Origin of the sequence: Thalassospira australica, assembly GCF_044790785.1 — a bacterium.
GTDB classification, from domain to species: domain Bacteria; phylum Pseudomonadota; class Alphaproteobacteria; order Rhodospirillales; family Thalassospiraceae; genus Thalassospira; species Thalassospira australica_A.
In genome coordinates this window covers 2,835,889-2,852,537 of sequence record NZ_CP085258.1, presented here as the reverse complement: position 1 = coordinate 2,852,537, position 16,649 = coordinate 2,835,889, and the positions used below count along the sequence as shown (strand labels likewise).

12 protein-coding genes are annotated in these 16,649 nt (G+C 56.3%); 7 read left to right on the top strand and 5 right to left on the bottom strand.

Translation table 11 applies throughout. The annotated features are described in order from the left end of the window. Positions 1-55 precede the first annotated feature (55 nt). Positions 56-724 carry a hypothetical protein gene (locus tag LG297_RS13385; protein ID WP_404421023.1) on the bottom strand — a complete coding sequence of 223 codons (669 nt, stop codon included), beginning with the start codon at positions 722-724 and terminating at the stop codon, positions 56-58. Continuing rightward, entirely contained in the window at positions 721-2,145 is a 1,425-nt protein-coding gene (locus LG297_RS13380) for a M48 family metalloprotease (protein WP_404421021.1), read from the bottom strand. Before LG297_RS13380 ends, LG297_RS13385 begins: the two co-directional genes overlap by 4 nt. Before the next feature lie 13 nt (positions 2,146-2,158). Here LG297_RS13380 and LG297_RS13375 point away from each other — a divergent pair, with 13 nt between their 5' ends. Beyond that, positions 2,159-3,448 carry a gamma-glutamyltransferase gene (locus tag LG297_RS13375; RefSeq protein ID WP_404421019.1) on the top strand — a complete coding sequence of 430 codons (1,290 nt, stop codon included), beginning with the start codon at positions 2,159-2,161 and terminating at the stop codon, positions 3,446-3,448. Positions 3,449-3,531: 83 nt separating this feature from the next. Then, positions 3,532-4,683: a pyridoxal phosphate-dependent aminotransferase gene (locus tag LG297_RS13370; protein WP_404421017.1), complete on the top strand. Its 1,152-nt coding sequence runs from the start codon at positions 3,532-3,534 to the stop codon at positions 4,681-4,683. 87 nt (positions 4,684-4,770) lie between these two features. Here the strand turns inward: LG297_RS13370 and LG297_RS13365 are convergent, their stop codons facing one another. Both LG297_RS13365 and LG297_RS13360 read right to left on the bottom strand, forming a co-directional pair. Further along, a complete protein-coding gene (locus LG297_RS13365) occupies positions 4,771-7,794 on the bottom strand; it encodes a ribonuclease E/G (RefSeq protein WP_404421015.1) in 3,024 nt (1,007 codons plus the stop codon). 407 nt (positions 7,795-8,201) lie between these two features. Then, positions 8,202-8,564, bottom strand: a complete 363-nt coding sequence (locus LG297_RS13360) for a hypothetical protein (protein ID WP_404421013.1) — start codon at positions 8,562-8,564, stop codon at positions 8,202-8,204. Here LG297_RS13360 and LG297_RS13355 point away from each other — a divergent pair. The 4 genes from LG297_RS13355 (at position 8,545) to prfB (ending at position 15,488) form a co-directional block, all read left to right on the top strand. Further along, on the top strand, positions 8,545-9,723 hold the full coding sequence (locus tag LG297_RS13355; protein WP_404421011.1) for an N-acetylmuramoyl-L-alanine amidase: 1,179 nt from the start codon (positions 8,545-8,547) through the stop codon (positions 9,721-9,723). The two genes, LG297_RS13360 and LG297_RS13355, sit on opposite strands and share 20 nt — an antisense overlap. 250 nt (positions 9,724-9,973) lie before the next feature. Then, positions 9,974-12,403, top strand: coding sequence for a penicillin-binding protein 1A (locus LG297_RS13350; RefSeq protein WP_404421009.1), 2,430 nt, complete (start codon positions 9,974-9,976; stop codon positions 12,401-12,403). A gap of 213 nt (positions 12,404-12,616) precedes the next feature. Beyond that, on the top strand, positions 12,617-14,188 hold the full coding sequence (locus LG297_RS13345) for an alkaline phosphatase D family protein (RefSeq protein WP_404421007.1): 1,572 nt from the start codon (positions 12,617-12,619) through the stop codon (positions 14,186-14,188). Between the two features lie 171 nt (positions 14,189-14,359). Then, positions 14,360-15,488 (top strand): peptide chain release factor 2 gene (prfB, locus tag LG297_RS13340; RefSeq protein ID WP_404421005.1). Its coding sequence is split into 2 segments (ribosomal slippage): positions 14,360-14,428 and positions 14,430-15,488, totalling 1,128 coding nucleotides; the frame shifts between segments, so codons are not numbered across the junction. A gap of 57 nt (positions 15,489-15,545) precedes the next feature. On the opposite strand, the gene LG297_RS13335 is transcribed toward prfB, so the two are convergent. Further along, positions 15,546-16,043, bottom strand: coding sequence for a DUF2165 family protein (locus LG297_RS13335; RefSeq protein WP_404421003.1), 498 nt, complete (start codon positions 16,041-16,043; stop codon positions 15,546-15,548). 321 nt (positions 16,044-16,364) lie between these two features. Between LG297_RS13335 and LG297_RS13330 the strand changes: the two genes are divergently transcribed. Next, positions 16,365-16,616 carry a hypothetical protein gene (locus LG297_RS13330; RefSeq protein ID WP_404421001.1) on the top strand — a complete coding sequence of 84 codons (252 nt, stop codon included), beginning with the start codon at positions 16,365-16,367 and terminating at the stop codon, positions 16,614-16,616. The last annotated feature ends 33 nt before the right edge of the window (positions 16,617-16,649 follow it).

Sequence of the window (16,649 nt, the reverse complement as noted above, 5' to 3'; positions counted from 1 at the left end):
CCAAGCACATCATGCGAGACTTTATTCCTTGCCCCATTGATACGGGACGCGCGCCCTAACGGGAAAGTAAAATATGCGAGAGATATGTGACACCGGCCACATCCGCCCTCTGATCAGCCGATGACGAAATCCCGATCCATACCAGACGGACATCGATGGTGTCTGTGTCGGGCCAGTATCGGCGATGCAGTGCCGAAAGATCGAAATAATCGCGTTGCCATTCATTGATATCCGTCATCTCGCCACCAATCGGCAGGCGGATCACATGATCGACAGGCGGTTTGCCTGCACCAAGATCACTTTCCCCCCAATCGCCATGCGATTGTGCCCGGAAACCAAGGACAAGTTCGGTATCGCCGGGGCGTGCCGATGCGTTCATCAACCAGTCGAACGATAAATAGGGGGATGCAAGGACCGATATATTGGTACGGCGGCCCAGTTCAAACGGTGCCACAGCCGGACGCATGGCAAGGGCGATGCGCCCGCCGATATCATCCCAGTAAAGACTGTTGGCCCTTGACTGTTCGCCGCTGTCCAGTTTTGCCGGACGTTCCGCATAATGCCAGTACCGCGGCGGATTATTCAGCGGGAAGGGGGCATAAAAAAGCTTTAAATCCCCCTCGACACTCACTCCGGCACCGGGTAATCCGCATCCGCTCAGCCAATATAATGTCATGATGGCAAGGCCCATACGGCGCGATACCATCGACAGGATGCCGATCAATTCTGACCTTCGGGATCGGTTGCCCGGATAATGTCCTGCGCGCGCTGCCAGGTGGCCGTGCCTTTTTCAAGTTTCCGGTCGGCCTGAACCGCATGGTATTTCGCGGCTTCCCGGTCCCCGGTCAAAAGACTGTATTCCGCCTGCGAAAGCGACGCTTCGCCTTCATTGCCAAGACGATTTTCAATGATTGCCCGGAACCGCCAGGCCGACGCATTGCCGCGTTCTGCCGACAGAACACTCTGAAGGTTTTCTTTGGCTTCGGGCAGCACGCTTTCATCGCCGCTTTCAATCAGGGCATGTGCCAGCAGCAGGCGGATCAAAGGGGCCCCTTTGGACAATTCGACCGACTTGCGAAGCGGATCGGTGGCTTCTTTGGCCTTGCCGAATTCCAGAAGAACCTGACCTTTAAGTTCTTCGAAATACGGGTTTTCGGGTTCTTCGGCGATCAGTTCGTCAATAAGCTTCATCGCCGGTTCGATTTGTGAATCCCGGTAATAGGCAATCGCGCGCGCATAACGTCCCGAAATGCTGGTGTCAGACTCGGGATAGGTCCGCAAAGTATGCTGGATATGGTTGGTAAAAGCATAAAGCTTGGCGCGCATCCGGTCATGGCGTTCATACAGAACCGGGTCGACCTTGGTATCTTTCAGCGGTGAATTCGCCACATAGTTTTCAAGGAATTCGACACGTTCGGTGGTCAACGGGTGGCTGCGCAGATACGGGTCCTGACGCGCCGTACTCAGTAATTCCTGACCTTCAAGCGTTTCCATGAATTCCATCAGACCGCGGGCCGAAATACCCGCATCGGTCAGAAAATTGACACCGGCCTGATCGGCACTGCTTTCCTGTGTCCGCGAATAAGCCAGAAAATTGCGTTCCGCCACGTTCTGGCCGCCAAGAACGGCCGCCGTACCGACATCGGAACGTCCGGCGGCAACACCGGCAGCAACACCGACGATGGTTGACAGAATCGAGATCGCCGATGCATTTCGAAGCTGATCATGAATGCGTGAAAGATGCCCACCCGATATATGACCGGTTTCGTGGGCCATCACGCCGATAACCTGCTCGGGAGTCTGGGCTTTCAACAAAAGGCCGGTATTGATAAAAAGCTTTTGGCCACCTGCAACGAATGCGTTCAGGCTGGGGTCCGAAATGATATAGATTGCAACGCCGCGCGGATCGAGCCCGGCAGCCTTGAATATCGGGGTCGCATAGAGATGAAGGGTTTCCTCAATCTCGGTATCCCGGATAAAAGAACGACCCTGCGCAAAAACCGTGCTGGGCAGGGCAACAAGGAAAATGGCAGTGAGAGTTATGATGCGTCTAAGCAAAATGTGCGTTCCGTGTTCTCGTTCATCCGATGTCGATCCGACCCGTGCGGACAGGTTGCCGACGCGCAAGCCATCATGGCGGATCATGGCGGCAATCGCAATGACTGCCGGACTTGCTGCCTGCAGTAGCGATAATACTGAAAATCTTGGCCAAATAGGGGCCGTTAGTGGTTTCCTTGGTGGCGTGGTCGCCGACGAACCCCGTGCGGTCCGTATTGCGCGCGACGTTCTTTCGGCTGGCGGCACGGCGGCCGATGCGGCTGTGGCCCTTTATGCGACCATGACCGTGACCAAATCCTCGGTCGCCGGTATCGGTGGCGGCGGGGTGTGCGTTGTCCATGATCGTCAGTCGAAAAAGGTCGAAGTCCTTGATTTCTGGCCGCGTCCGGGCACCCGGACGGCAGACAGCCAGACCGCAACCACCATTCCGGGCGTGCCGCGCGGTCTTTATGCGCTAAGCGCGCGTTACGGTCGCCTGCAATGGCCGCAGCTTCTTTCGGCGGCTGAACAATATGCCCGCCTTGGTGTTCCGGTGTCGCGTTCGATGGTTGCTGACATCGAAGCCAATCGCGACCGCATCGAGGCAAGCCCGATCCTTCGCGATGTTTTCATGCCTGATGGCAATATATTGCAGGTTGGCGACCGGATTCGCTCCGTCAATCTCGGCGCACTTCTGACATCCCTTCGGGTCAAGGGGCCGGGCGAATTTTATAACGGTGCCCTTGGTACCCAGATCGCAACAGCGGTACAGAATGCCGGCGGTACACTGACCGCGGATGACATGCGCGATTACAAACCGCAATGGAAAGCCGCGACCGAGGTCAAGGTCGGCAACGAAACGCTGTATCTGGCCTATCCGCCGCGTTCGGAGTCCGGACGTGCGGTTATTGATGCCGGCACCGAACTTGGCGCGATCCTGAACCGCTATCTTGCCGATATCGAAGCTGCTGACAGCAACGTTCAGTCCAATACAGGCCGCAGCGGCTTTGTCGTGCTGGACCGTGCGGCCAATGCGGTTGCCTGCATGACCACGATGAACAAGCCGTTTGGTGCAGGACTGGGTGCCGATGCGTTCGGTCTTAACCTTGCCGCCGGGGATGCGGGCTATGCCCAGACCCCGCTGATGGGCCCGGCCCTTATGGTCAACCCGTTTGTCTGGGAATATTATTATGGCATCGCCGGAACCGGCACACCGGCCGGGGCGACCAAACAGATCGCGACCATGGCCGAAGACCTGATCGAAAAGGGGGCGGCTGCCAATGTCCCGATGAATTCGGATGACAAACCGGCGGTCAATATCGTGCGTTGCCTTGAAGGGATCCCGCCACATCCCGAAAGCTGCCAGTTCATCGCCGACCCTGCGGGCGGCGGTATGGCCGGCACGCAGTAAGCCACCCTTGACAGATATTTCATCGGGGCAGGTTTTCCTGCCCCGATTTTTCAATTGCAAGTTAGGAAGTCTGGACCCCGCAAATGGCTTTGAAACAATCGCGTCGCGGCGCTATTTCGCCTTTTATCGTTATGGATGTCATGCGTGCCGCCAACGCGCGCGAGGTGGACGGCAAGGCGGTCTATCACCTTGAAGTCGGGCAACCCGGCACCCCGGCCCCGCGCAAGGTCCGCGAGGCCGCGGCACGTGCGCTTGATAACGATCTGATCGGCTATACAAATGCCATGGGAATTGATCCCCTGCGCGAAGCCATCGCCGGGCATTATCAGCGTAAATTCAACACCTCGGTCGATCCGTCGCGCATCTGCGTTGCCAGTGGTTCTTCCTCGATCTTTGTGTTGGCGTTTCTGGCGGCCTTTGATGCCGGTGATCGTGTCGCAATGGCCGCCCCCGGCTATCCGGCCTATCACAACATCCTGACCGCACTTGGCATTGAAACCGTCAACCTGCCTGCCGGTCCCGAAAGCCATTATCAGCCGACCGTTGCCATGCTGCGCGACCTCGAAGCCCCGATTGACGGTCTGATCGTTGCAAGCCCGTCCAACCCGGCGGGCAGCATGATTGATGTCGACACCTACCGCGAACTGGCGACCTATTGCCGGGAAAACGGCATTCGCCTGATCAGTGACGAGATTTATCAGGGCATTTCATTTGGCGATGTCCGGGAATGCACCGCTCTTGAATTCGGCGATGATGCGATCATCATCAACAGCTTTTCGAAATATTTCTCGATGACTGGTTGGCGTCTGGGCTGGGCGGTTGTACCGCCTGATCTGATGCGCGCGGTTGAATGCCTGCAACAGAATCTGTTTATTTCTGCCCCGGCATTGTCGCAGATTGCCGCCGTCGCCGCATTTGATTGCGAGGACGAATTGCAGGCCAATGTTGCGGCCTATGCCCGCAATCGCGAAATTCTGCTGAATGAATTGCCCGCTGCGGGTTTCACCAAATTCGCCCCGGCGGATGGCGCGTTTTATCTGTATGCCGATGTCCGCGATCTGACGACCGATAGCGAGGCTTTCTGCCGCCGCATGCTTGACGAAACCGGTGTTGCTACCACGCCGGGCACCGATTTTGACCGGCTGCGCGGCAAACAGTATGTCCGCTTCTCGTTCGCACATAGCGAAGCCACCATGCTGGGTGCGGCCAAGGCGCTGAAGAACTGGCAGCGATAAACGCTTTTTCTTTCTGATTGCGCCGCAACGAGAAAGGGCTGCCGAATGTTTTCGGCAGCCCTTTCTTTATTTTGTCCATTCCCGGTCTTAACGACCAAGGCTCCACCAGCCGCGTTTTTTCGGCTTGGGTTTTTCATCCTTTGCCGGCTCAGTTGCAACCGGTTCACTCGCCACCGGCTCGGGTGCCTTTTCGGCTTTGGCAGCCGGTTTCTTGGCAGCAGGCTTCGGCTCGGATTTCTCCGCAGCCGGGGCGGATGCCGGTGATGCTTCGGTTGAAGCTGCCGGTGAAGATTCCGGGGTGGGCACCGGACTTGCCGGTTTTTCCGCCACGATTTCCGCTGGGCTTTGGGCTGTTGCCGAAGCCGTTTCCTTGGCGATTTCTTCCGCGGTCTCGGGGGCCGGGCCGCTCTGGATCGGGATGTTTTTCACATCACCACGGTCGTTGCGATCCCGACGATTACGGCGATTGTCATTGCGATCACGACGTTCGCGGCGCGGTCGTGCCGGTGCCGGGGCGGTTGTACTGCGCTGACGGCCGGCACGTACACCTTCCTGATCGAAGCTGTCGGCATCCTGACCTTCGCTGTCGGCATCAACAACCTGATCCTCGACCTGACCTTCCGGCGCACTATGATCGCGTTCCCGGCGAAGGGCAGTGGCCTGTGCATCGTCGGCAGGTGATTTGGTGCGCGGTGCGTTTTCAAATTCCTGACGGCGCGAACGACGGCGACCGCCACGCTTGCCGCGACGACGGCGTTTGCGCTGTGCCTCGTCGTCGTCATCATCTTCGTTGTCGTCCTGATCATTGCGATCCGTCGCGTCGTCGGCATCTTTCGATACGTCGGCGTCCTGCGGGTCGCTGCGATCATCGCGATCATCATTGCGTCCGCGACGGCGGCGACGGCGACGGCGACGTTTGTTGCCCTGATCGTCATCATCGCGCTGATCGCGATTGCTGTCGCGGGTTTCGGCGACGTCTTCTTCTTCCTCGTCCTCGTCTGGCTCGACCGGGCTTTCAATCGCGGTCAGTGAAACACTGTCCGTATTCAGAACCGGTACTGCTTCTTCCTCATCACCTTTTTTCGCACGTGTGCGTTCAATACGGTGATCTGGTGAAATCAGGCTGTCATCGCCAAAGATCATGACCGAGAAACCGTAACGCTGTTCGATTTCGGCGAGCGTGTCACGTTTGCGGTTCAGAACATAAAGGGCGACTTCGCTGGCGACATGAACGGTAAGCGCCCCGGAACGGCGACGCATGCCTTCTTCTTCAAGTACGCGCAGCAGATGAAGAGCCGCACTTTCGATCGAACGGACAAGGCCGACACCGCGGCAATGGGCGCAAACCTCGAACGCGCTTTCGACCAGCGACGGACGCAGGCGTTGACGCGACATTTCCAAAAGACCGAACGGGCTGATACGGCCGATCTGCAGACGGGCCCGGTCATTGCGCATTGCTTCTTTAAGCTTGCGTTCAACCGCCCCCTGATTGCGGTGATCTTCCATATCGATGAAGTCGACGACGATCAGACCGGCAAGATCGCGCAGGCGCAACTGACGTGCCAGTTCTTCGGCGGCTTCAAGGTTGGTCTTGTATGCGGTTTCTTCGATGTTGCGTTCGCGGGTCGAACGGCCCGAGTTCACGTCAATCGCGACCAGTGCCTCGGTCGGGTTGATGACGATATAGCCACCCGATTTAAGCTGAACAACCGGATTGAGCATCGCGTCAAGCTGGCTTTCCACCTGGAAACGGTGGAACAGCGGCACGCCCTGATCCTTGTAGGGCTGCACACGCTTCGCATGTGACGGCATCAACATCTTCATGAAATCTTTGGCGATCCGGTAACCTTCGTCACCTTCGACCAGAACTTCATCAACATCGCGTGCATAAAGGTCACGGATGGAACGCTTGATCAGATCGGCTTCTTCGTAAATCAGGCACGGAGCCTGACTCTGAAGCGTGGTTTCGCGGATACGATCCCACAAACGCATCAGATAATCGAAGTCGCGTTTAATCTCGGCCTTGGTGCGTTCCGAACCGGCGGTACGCACGATGACAGCCATGCCGTCCGGAATTTCCAGTTCGGCCAGAATGGCTTTCAGACGCTTGCGATCCTGCGCATTGGTGATCTTGCGCGAAATGCCGCCACCGCGCGGGGTGTTGGGCATCAGAACGCAATAACGACCCGCCAGCGACAGGAAGGTCGAAAGGGCGGCCCCCTTGTTGCCGCGTTCTTCCTTGACGACCTGCACCAGCAATATCTGGCGGCGCTTGATCACTTCCTGAATTTTATAGCGTTTCTGCATCTGCGGGCGATGACTGTCGGAGAATTCATCCCCGTCATCGCCGCCCAGATCGTCGATTTCTTCTTCGTCCTCGGCGGCACCGGCCGGTTCGGTTTCGATATCGACGGTCAGTTCTGAAATCTCGGCAGACATGGCAGCATTTCCGCCACCTGAACCATCGGTGTCGCCACCGTTATCCGAAGATGCATCTGCATTCTCATCGCCCGATGCCTCGACATCGTCCGATTTTTTGCGGCGGTTGCGCGTACGGCGACGACGCGGCTTGTCGTCGTCGGTGGCATCGTCGCTTCCGGCAGTGTCATTTTCCTGCGGGGCGTCTGCCGCAACAGTTGCCGCACCATCGGCATTTTCGTCGGTTGCCGGTGCGTCTGCATCGGTTTCAACCGCGGTTTCGTCCGATGTTTTCGCACGCGGTTTGCGGCGATTGCGGGTACGGGCCGGTTTCTTTTCTTTTTTCGGGGTATCGTTGCCCTCGGATGCGTCGCCGATATTGTCTTCGACGATGTCAGCATCCTTGACGTCGGCATGATTCCGCGAAAGTGCCTCGCGATCAGCGACCGGGATCTGGTAATAATCGGAATGGATTTCGCTGAAAGCGAGGAAACCATGGCGGTTTCCGCCGTAATCGACGAAGGCCGCCTGCAAGGACGGTTCTACACGCGTCACTTTCGCGAGATAGATATTTCCTTTTATTTGCTTCTTGGTCGAAGTTTCGACGTCGTATTCTTCTAGGCGATTTCCATTAATAACAACGACGCGGCTTTCTTCCGCGTGCGTTGCATCGATGAGCATGCGTTTGACCATTCGGAACCTGTTCCTAAAGGTCCCGCCAGTTTCCTGCGTAAAGCGATGTTGCGCTGGTATGCAAATAAACCGGCGTATCCGGAGGCGCCGTCCATAAAGGTCGCGATATGTCCTGTATATATCTGGTTCATCGCGTTTCGGCTGCTCTTCCGGTTCGGACCTGGTTTTGGTGTTGAAACAAAAATTGGTTGCGTAATCTCGAGCGCGCCAAGACAGCCTTGAATGGGAGGGCTCTATCGGGAGCGGGAATTGCCGCGTCACCGAGACACCGACCCGAGAACTGGCCTCGTCGCGTCCTCAGCTTGGCGGATTAATAAGGTTCACACCGCAAAGCATAGGAATCTCGCGTGCAACATATCCCTTTTGAAGTCGCGCGACAAACAGTTTTGTTACGCTACCCGATGACTTTATTGCGGTTGAATTGAAAAACGCGAAGTTTTTCGCCCGATTGCGCCAGTCACGGACGCGTTCGGCCAAATCCATGATACTGCAATGTTTTTGCCGTTTACATCGGGTTGACGGACAACAAAACAAGGCACGTCGTCCGCGTCGCATCTTTCGGGGGCGGTCAATTGCCCGTTAACCAACGCATTGCTATAAGCATCCATGAATACTCCGGCGTCATCAGAATAACGCAGCAGGGCGATGGTATCAGTGAGAACGGGTTCGCAGTTTAACGCGGCGACAGAAAAGCTGTCTTTGGCCGGGCAAAAGTCCGCTCGGTTGGTTGCGGCTTTATGTCTGCTGCTGATGCTTTCCGTTGGTTTCATCGCGACCGCAAGCGCCCAGGAAACGAAGGTTTTGGGCGCGCGTCTTGGCGTTTATCCCGACTATACCCGCTTTGTCATCGATCTCGATCACAATGTCGAATTCAGCTATTTCCTGCTGCCCGATCCGTATCGCATCATCATCGACATGCCCGAAATCGAATGGAGCGCACCACCCGGCAAGGTAACGTCGGGCGGGGGGCTGATTTCGGGATTGCGTTACGGCTTGTTCAAGCCGGGAACGTTCCGTGTGGTTCTTGATGTTGCCGAACCGGCCCTGGTTTCGAAAATATTTACCCTGCCTGCGTCGGGGGACAAGCCGCATCGTCTGGTTGTCGATCTGTCACCGATTGGGCGGGATGCCTTTATGAAGGCGTCGCATGAAAGCATGACGGCTTATTCTGCAAGAAGTCGTAACGACACCAGTTCGACGGAACAAAGTATCGATGTCGCTGTGCAATCCGGTCGTGGCGGTTCGGACAAACCGCTGATTGCGATTGATGCCGGTCATGGCGGCGTTGATCCCGGTGCCATCGGCGTTGACGGTGTTTATGAAAAGGACCTGACCCTTGCAGCCGCGCGCGAACTGGAAAAGGTATTAACCGATTCCGGGCGATACCGTGTGCTTCTGACGCGCGACAAGGACGTGTTTCTGAAATTGCGCCAGCGGACAGAGATTGCGCGCAAAAGCGGTGCCGATCTGTTTATTTCGCTGCACGCAGACTCGATTGGCAATTCCAAGCATCGCGGCGCGTCGGTCTATACCCTGTCTGAAAACGCATCGGATAAAGAAGCGGCCGCATTGGCATCCAAGGAAAACAAGGCCGACGTCATCGCCGGTATCGACCTGTCCGAGGAAAACTCGCTGGTGCAAAGCATCCTGATCGATCTGGCACAGCGCGAAACCATGAACCTGTCGGCGACACTTGCCGCGAACATGGTCGCAGAACTGGGAAAAAGCATTGAGTTGCAACGGCGTACCCATCGTTTCGCCGGGTTCGCCGTGCTGAAGGCCCCCGATATTCCATCGGCACTTTTTGAAATGGGGTATCTGTCGAATGCAACCGATGCCAAGCTTTTGCAAAGTGCGGCACACCGTCGCAAGGTCGCCGAGGCGGTCATGCGGGCCATCGATATCTATTTCGAAAAACATAAGTTCTAGGAAATCACCGGGCCGCTTGTCGGGCATGCAGGATTTTTGATGCAGCGGAGTTCCCGATCCTCGCTTTAAGGCGGGACTAGGGGTATAATCCATGCCCGGTCGGGACAGAAAAAACGGTGATCGTGCGCGCTGTCACAACGCCGTCACTTTTTTGCCGCTATGATAGGGCTGATTGCAATTCTCCGGAACATGCGCTTTGGTGCGCGCCAGTCGGTTCAGGCCAAAACAGCAAAATGATAAAGACCTGTTTATGCGTATTTTACTAAGTATTTTCGGTGTACTTTTCCTGATGGCAATTGCCGGGGGGATCGGGGTTATGGCGATCTTCTGGCATTACGGTCAGGATTTGCCCGACTACACCCAGCTTGACACCTATGAACCCGAAGTCATGACGCGTGTTCATGCCGGTGACGGGGCCCTGATCGCGGAATATGCGCGCGAAAAACGCGTTTTCGTGCCGATCACCGCGATTCCGCGCATTGTTGTCGATGCGTTTGTCGCGGCCGAGGATAAGAACTTCTTCAGCCATCCGGGGATCGATTTCGCATCCGTCATGCGTGCAGCGGTCACCAACGTGGTCAATATGGGCACGGGTAAACGCCCGGTCGGTGCCTCGACCATCACCCAGCAGGTTGCCAAGAACTTCCTTCTGACCAACGAAGTTTCCTATGAACGCAAGATCAAGGAAGCGATCCTGTCCTTCCGTATCGAACGGGCCTTTTCCAAGGAACATATTCTCGAACTTTATCTGAACGAGATTTATCTTGGCGGCGGAAGCTATGGCGTGGCGGCGGCGGCATTGCGTTATTTCGACAAATCGCTGGACGAAATCGATGTTGGCGAAGCCGCCTATCTTGCCGCCTTGCCAAAAGCACCGTCAAACTATCATCCCGTCCGCAATCATGACGAAGCCAAGGGACGCCGGAACTGGGTGATCGGGCGGATGCTTGAGGAAAAATTCATCACCGAGGCCGACGCACAAGCTGCCTGGGCAAGTCCGCTGATCGCGAAGGAACGCCAGTCTGTCGATACATATCGCGCCGATTATTTCGCCGAGGAAGTCCGCCGTCAGCTTGTCGACCGTTACGGTGAAAACATGCTGTATGACGGGGGGCTTTCGGTGCGTGCAACGGTTGATCCGCGCTTGCAGACCATTGCCGATCAGGCGCTGGTCGAAGGGCTGGTCGAATATGACCGCCGTCATGGCTGGCGCGGGCCGATCACCAATATCGATCTGGCCGATGACTGGCAGCAGAAACTGCGCGAGGTCGAAACCCCCAGTGATGTGCCGTGGGACAAGGCCGTTGTCCTGCGCGTGGGCAGCGATGAAGTCACGCTGGGCCTTCTGTCGGGCAAGCAGGGGCGCATTCCGCTGCGTTTCCTGACATGGGCACGCGCGTGGAAAAAAGGTCAGACGCTTGGTCCGGCTGTCAACAGCCCGTCCGACGTGCTGTCAGCCGGTGACGTGATCTATGTAAAGCATTTTACCGAACTGGATGGCGAAGAACTGCCGCCAAACACCTATGGCCTTCGTCAGATTCCCGAGGTCAATGGTGCGCTGGTTGCAATGGACCCGCATACCGGGCGTGTTCTGGCAATGTCTGGCGGTTTTTCGCACGATATGTCGAAATTCAACCGCGCGACACAGGCCCGCCGCCAGCCGGGTTCGGCCTTCAAGCCATTTGTCTATCTGGCGGCCCTTGATCAGGGCTTTACCCCCTCGACGATGGTGCTTGATGCGCCGTTCGTGATCGATCAGGGGCCGGGACTTGGCAAATGGAAACCGGGCAACTATAGCGGCAAGTTCTATGGTCCCTCGACCATGCGTCTTGGTATCGAACTTTCGCGTAACCTGATGACGGTGCGTCTGGCGCAGACCATCGGCATGGACAAGGTTGCCGATTATGCCGAACGTTTCGGGATCGTCGATGACCTGCCGCAGGTTCTGTCAATGTCGCTTGGTGCGGCCGAAACCACCGCGATGCGCCTGACGGCTGCCTATGCCGAACTGGTCAATGGTGGCAAGAAAATCACCCCGACCCTGATCGATCGTATTCAGAACCGTCGCGGTGAAGTGATCTATCGCCGTGACGAGCGCCAATGTGCCGAATGTCAGGATGTCGAATTCCGCAATCAGACGCCGCCGGAACTTCCGGACAATCGCGAACAGCTTGCCGATCCGGCAAGCGCGTTCCAGATGGTTTCGATGCTTGAAGGCGTGGTTGAACGCGGTACGGGGCGTCGCATTCGTGAACTCGGCTATCCGCTTGCGGGGAAAACCGGCACCACGAACGACAGCCGCGATGCCTGGTTCGTCGGCTTCTCGCCTGACCTTGCGGTCGGGGTTTATGTCGGCTTTGACGATAACCGTTCGCTTGGCGATCAGGAACAGGGGGCCAGTGCCGCCGCCCCGATCTTCAAGCAGTTCATGGGCGATGCGCTTAAAGGCACCAAAGCAGTGCCGTTCAGAACGCCGCCCGGTATCCGCATGGTCCGCGTCGAAGCCCGTTCCGGTCTTCCGGCCCGTCCGGGCGATCAGAACGTGATCTGGGAAGCCTTCAAGCCGGGCAGCATCCCGTCATCGAATGACAGTGTCATTGATGGCGGTGACGAGGGATACAGTGGTGTCGGCGCCGAAGGCAATACCGGCGGGGCCTCAAGCCCGGGTGGTATTTACTGATATCTGTCGCGATGTTGCGTTGATATATTACGGGCCGGGTGCAAATTGCATCCGGCCTTTTCATTTGAAAAGCGGGCAGGGACGCGGGTGTCGTATTGCGCGCGCCTTTGTCATCAAATGTTGATAAAACCATCAAGAGGCCGCAACGGTCCTGTCATTTGAATTTGCCATACTCTTCAAGGTGTTACTTCAAATTTTGAAGGGGTTCCCTCAATGTCTTTTCGTGTTTCCCGCCGAAAATTCCTGACCACGACCGCCTCTGTAACAGCCACCGCCGGTGCGGCATCCGCGATGGGTGGATTCTTCATGCCGTCGATTTCGCGCGCGGCGGATCGTCCGCTGATCACGCATGGGGTGCAAAGTGGTGATGTTACCGCCAATTCCGCCTGCATCTGGGGCCGTGCGGATCGGGCGTCGCGCATGATCACCGAAATTGCCACAACGGAAAATTTCGTACGTTCGGTCAAAATTCCGCATGTCGATGTCCTGCCAGAACGTGATTTTGCCGGTAAACTTGTCTTGGGCGATCTGCCCGCCGGGCAGGACGTCTTTTACAAAATCCATTTCGAAAATCTCGATGATGGCCGCGCATCGTCCGAACCGGTGATCGGTCATTTCCGCACGGCACCGGCGGCAAAACGCAATATCCGTTTTGGCTGGTCGGGCGATACCGCCGGGCAGGGTTGGGGCATCGACGAGGATCGCGGCGGCATGAAAACCTATGCCACGATCACCAGGCATAACCCGGATTTCTTCATCCATTCCGGCGATACCATCTATGCCGATGGCCCGTTCGCCGCAGAGGCAAAAATGCCCGATGGCGATATCTGGAAAAACATCACGACCGACGATACCGGCAAGGTCGCCGAAACCCTTGCCGAGTTTCGCGGCAATTACAAATACAACATGCTTGATAAAAACGTCCGCGAGTTTAACCGCCTGATCCCGGTCTATTACCAGTGGGACGACCACGAGGTAACCAACAACTGGTATCCGGGTGAAATGCTGACCGGGGATGATCGTTACAGCGAAAAATCGGTGTCGTTATTGGCTGCACGCGCCAACCGGGCTTTCCGTGAAATGCTGCCGATCACCGAACATGCAACCGAACCGGGCCGGGTATATCGCAAGGTATCCTATGGCCCGTCGCTTGATATCTTCTTCCTTGATATGCGTACCTATCGCGCAGCGAACGATGCCAATAACAGCCCGGAACCAAACGACAAAACCGTTTTCCTGGGCCGGGAGCAGATCGAATGGCTTAAACGCAGCCTTCTGAATTCCAAAGCCACCTGGAAGGTCATCGCGTCCGACATGCCGATTGGCATGGTGGTTGGCGATGGCGACAATTTCGAAAACCTTGCCAATGGCGATGGTGCCCCGGCCGGGCGCGAATTTGACATTGTCGAATTGCTGCGTTTCATCAAATCGGCCCGCATCCTCAATACCGTCTGGCTGACGGCGGACGTGCATTACACCGCGGCGCATTATTATGACCCGAACAAGGCTCAATTCCAGGATTTCGAACCGTTCTGGGAATTTGTTTCAGGTCCGCTTCATGCCGGAACATTCGGGCCGAATGCGATGGACAATACCTTTGGCCCGCAGGTGATGTTCACCAAACACCCGACCAAGGAACAGGGCATCAACCTGCCGCCATCCTATGGGTTGCAGTTCTTTGGCCTTGTCGATATCGACGCCGAAAACGAACAGTTCCGCGTCTCGCTTCGTGATGTGGCGGATGAAGAACTTTATACCGTGACGCTTGACCCGGTTTACAGCTAGGCCGCGCAATACCACCTTTAAACCCGGCGCATTTGATGTGCCGGGTTTTTCCATGCCTGCCGTGCGTCCCTGCGGGGGTTTCAATCAGGGCAAAAACTGCTATAAGCGCCGCCGAAGTTGCTGCGATCCTTCGCGGCCTTACAGAATTTCATATGAATAACGGAGACATCAATGCGCGCCGAAGCACAGGCATTGGTCGATGAAATCAAGCAGTCGATGGCACTGCTGAGGAGGCATCTTTGACTGGGATAACGCTCTTAGACGCCTCGACGAACTGAACGCGCTGGCCGAAGATCCCACATTGTGGGACAAGCCGGAAAACGCGCAGAAAGTCATGCAGGAACGCACCCGGCTTGACGATGCCATCAATGGTTACAAGGCGCTCGCCCAGGAACTCGAAGACAATATCGGTCTGATCGAACTTGGCGAAGCCGAAGGCGATGACGAAACCGTTGCCGAGGCCGAACAGGGCCTGCGCAATATTCGCGAAATCGCCGCCAAGCGCGAACTTGAAAGCCTGCTTTCGGGCGAGGCCGATGCCAATGATGCCTATCTCGAAATCCACGCCGGTGCCGGCGGGACCGAGGCACAGGACTGGGCCAGCATGCTGGCACGCATGTATGTGCGCTGGGCGGAGTCAAAAGGCTACAAGCTTGAAATGCTCGAAGAAAGTGATGGCGAGGAAGCCGGCATCAAATCGGTGACCTATAAAGTCATCGGTCACAATGCCTATGGCTGGCTGAAGAACGAGGTCGGCGTGCATCGTCTGGTGCGTATTTCGCCCTATGACAGTGCCGCGCGCCGCCACACCAGCTTCTCGTCCTGCTGGGTCTATCCGGTGATTGATGACGACATCAATATCGAAGTGCTCGACAAGGACCTTCGGATTGATACCTATCGCGCATCGGGTGCCGGTGGTCAGCACGTTAACAGAACGGACTCGGCGGTGCGTATCACGCATATTCCGACCGGTATCGTCGCCCAGTGCCAGAACGACCGTTCACAGCACAAAAACCGCGATACCGCGATGAAGATGCTCAAAGCCCGCCTGTACGAGGCCGAACTTCAGAAACGCGAAGCCGAAGCCCAGGCGCTTGAGGATACCAAATCCGATATCGGCTGGGGCCATCAGATCCGCTCCTATGTGTTGCAGCCCTATCAGATGATCAAGGATTTGCGCACCGGTGTCGAAACATCCGACACCCAGGGTGTTCTGAACGGCGATCTTGATGACTTCATGGCCGCCGCCCTGGCCGCCAAGGTCACCGGTTCCGCTGGTGAAGTCGAAGACATCGATTGATCCGAACCTGATTGCCAAACAAAACACCCCGCACAGGAAACTGGCGGGGTGTTTTGTTTAATCCACGTCTCCATCGCGAAGTGCGACATAGATCAGGACCGCAAGGATGGTGATGAAAAAGCGAAAGGCCGATTCAATGCCGTTCCATGTGTTGGACATCCACATGCCGAACCATTCGCCGCCAATCGACATGAACCCGACCTGCCACAGCAAAAAGCCAACAGTCAGGCCGCCAATTGCATATCCCTTGCTGTTGTTGAAAAGCGCACCCGTGGCATAGCGGACCGACCACAATTTCCACGCCCCGATCCAGCACAGGATCGCGGTCAATCCCTCCGCCGCGATAATCGCGATATAGGCAGCATGATGCAGGGCGGGGCTTTCAATCGCGCGGTATTTGATGGTGCTGTCGGGAAAGATAGTGTCCATCATCAAAACATGACGGACGAATTCGAAATTGCTGCCGTAATCGGTGATGTTGCCGAATGCGACCAATGTTGCAAACAGGGCGATTGCCGCCACAGTCAGGATTTTGGATAAACGGATCGCAAGCATGCTGATGGCCCCCGGCATGAAAGTGCAATATCGATCAGACGCAGTCTAATCTATTGCAAACCGGCAGAAAAGTTTGGTCAGGGATAATGCCCGTGCCCGAACGGTCGACAAGGCAGGAATACCGTGATTTCGATTGCTGCATTTTTATGTCTTCTGCCCGTAAAAATCCCGCTTCTGTCATAGTCTCGCCTGATATGTCTGGCAGTATATTGCCCATACGCAAAATCCGCTGAAAAACGAAAGGGCCAAGTCGTTGAAAAATAGGGCCTCGGCGGGTTTCGCGTCTTGAGCAAACGTCTATCAGTCAGGTGAAGTCCAAAAATGCCGCGTCAGTCCCATGGCCAGGTCGCTGTTGGCGATCAGTTCAAGCTTGCCACCCCGAACGGTCCTGTTTTCGAAGTAATCAAAATCCGGGAAATGAAACCGGTCGATCATGCCCTGATCACCAAGGTCCGGGATCGAAAGTCGCCTACTCTTATCGCGGTAACCACGTTGCTCGACCCGGATTTCTATCGTCCGGTTCCCGCCGATCAACGTTACGAAGATTACAATGACGGTATTTTGCGCGGTTAAACGCGCCTTTCGTCAAATGCCGTTATCAATGTG

Coding starts and splice junctions, on each gene's coding strand:
- LG297_RS13380 (WP_404421021.1), bottom strand. CDS start 2,145: ATGATCCGCCATGATGGCTTGCGCGTCGGCAACCTGTCCGCACGGGTC.
- LG297_RS13375 (WP_404421019.1), top strand. CDS start 2,159: ATGACTGCCGGACTTGCTGCCTGCAGTAGCGATAATACTGAAAATCTT.
- LG297_RS13370 (WP_404421017.1), top strand. CDS start 3,532: ATGGCTTTGAAACAATCGCGTCGCGGCGCTATTTCGCCTTTTATCGTT.
- LG297_RS13365 (WP_404421015.1), bottom strand. CDS start 7,794: ATGGTCAAACGCATGCTCATCGATGCAACGCACGCGGAAGAAAGCCGC.
- LG297_RS13355 (WP_404421011.1), top strand. CDS start 8,545: ATGCTTTCCGTTGGTTTCATCGCGACCGCAAGCGCCCAGGAAACGAAG.
- LG297_RS13360 (WP_404421013.1), bottom strand. CDS start 8,564: ATGAAACCAACGGAAAGCATCAGCAGCAGACATAAAGCCGCAACCAAC.
- LG297_RS13350 (WP_404421009.1), top strand. CDS start 9,974: ATGCGTATTTTACTAAGTATTTTCGGTGTACTTTTCCTGATGGCAATT.
- LG297_RS13345 (WP_404421007.1), top strand. CDS start 12,617: ATGTCTTTTCGTGTTTCCCGCCGAAAATTCCTGACCACGACCGCCTCT.
- LG297_RS13335 (WP_404421003.1), bottom strand. CDS start 16,043: ATGCTTGCGATCCGTTTATCCAAAATCCTGACTGTGGCGGCAATCGCC.
- LG297_RS13330 (WP_404421001.1), top strand. CDS start 16,365: ATGCCGCGTCAGTCCCATGGCCAGGTCGCTGTTGGCGATCAGTTCAAG.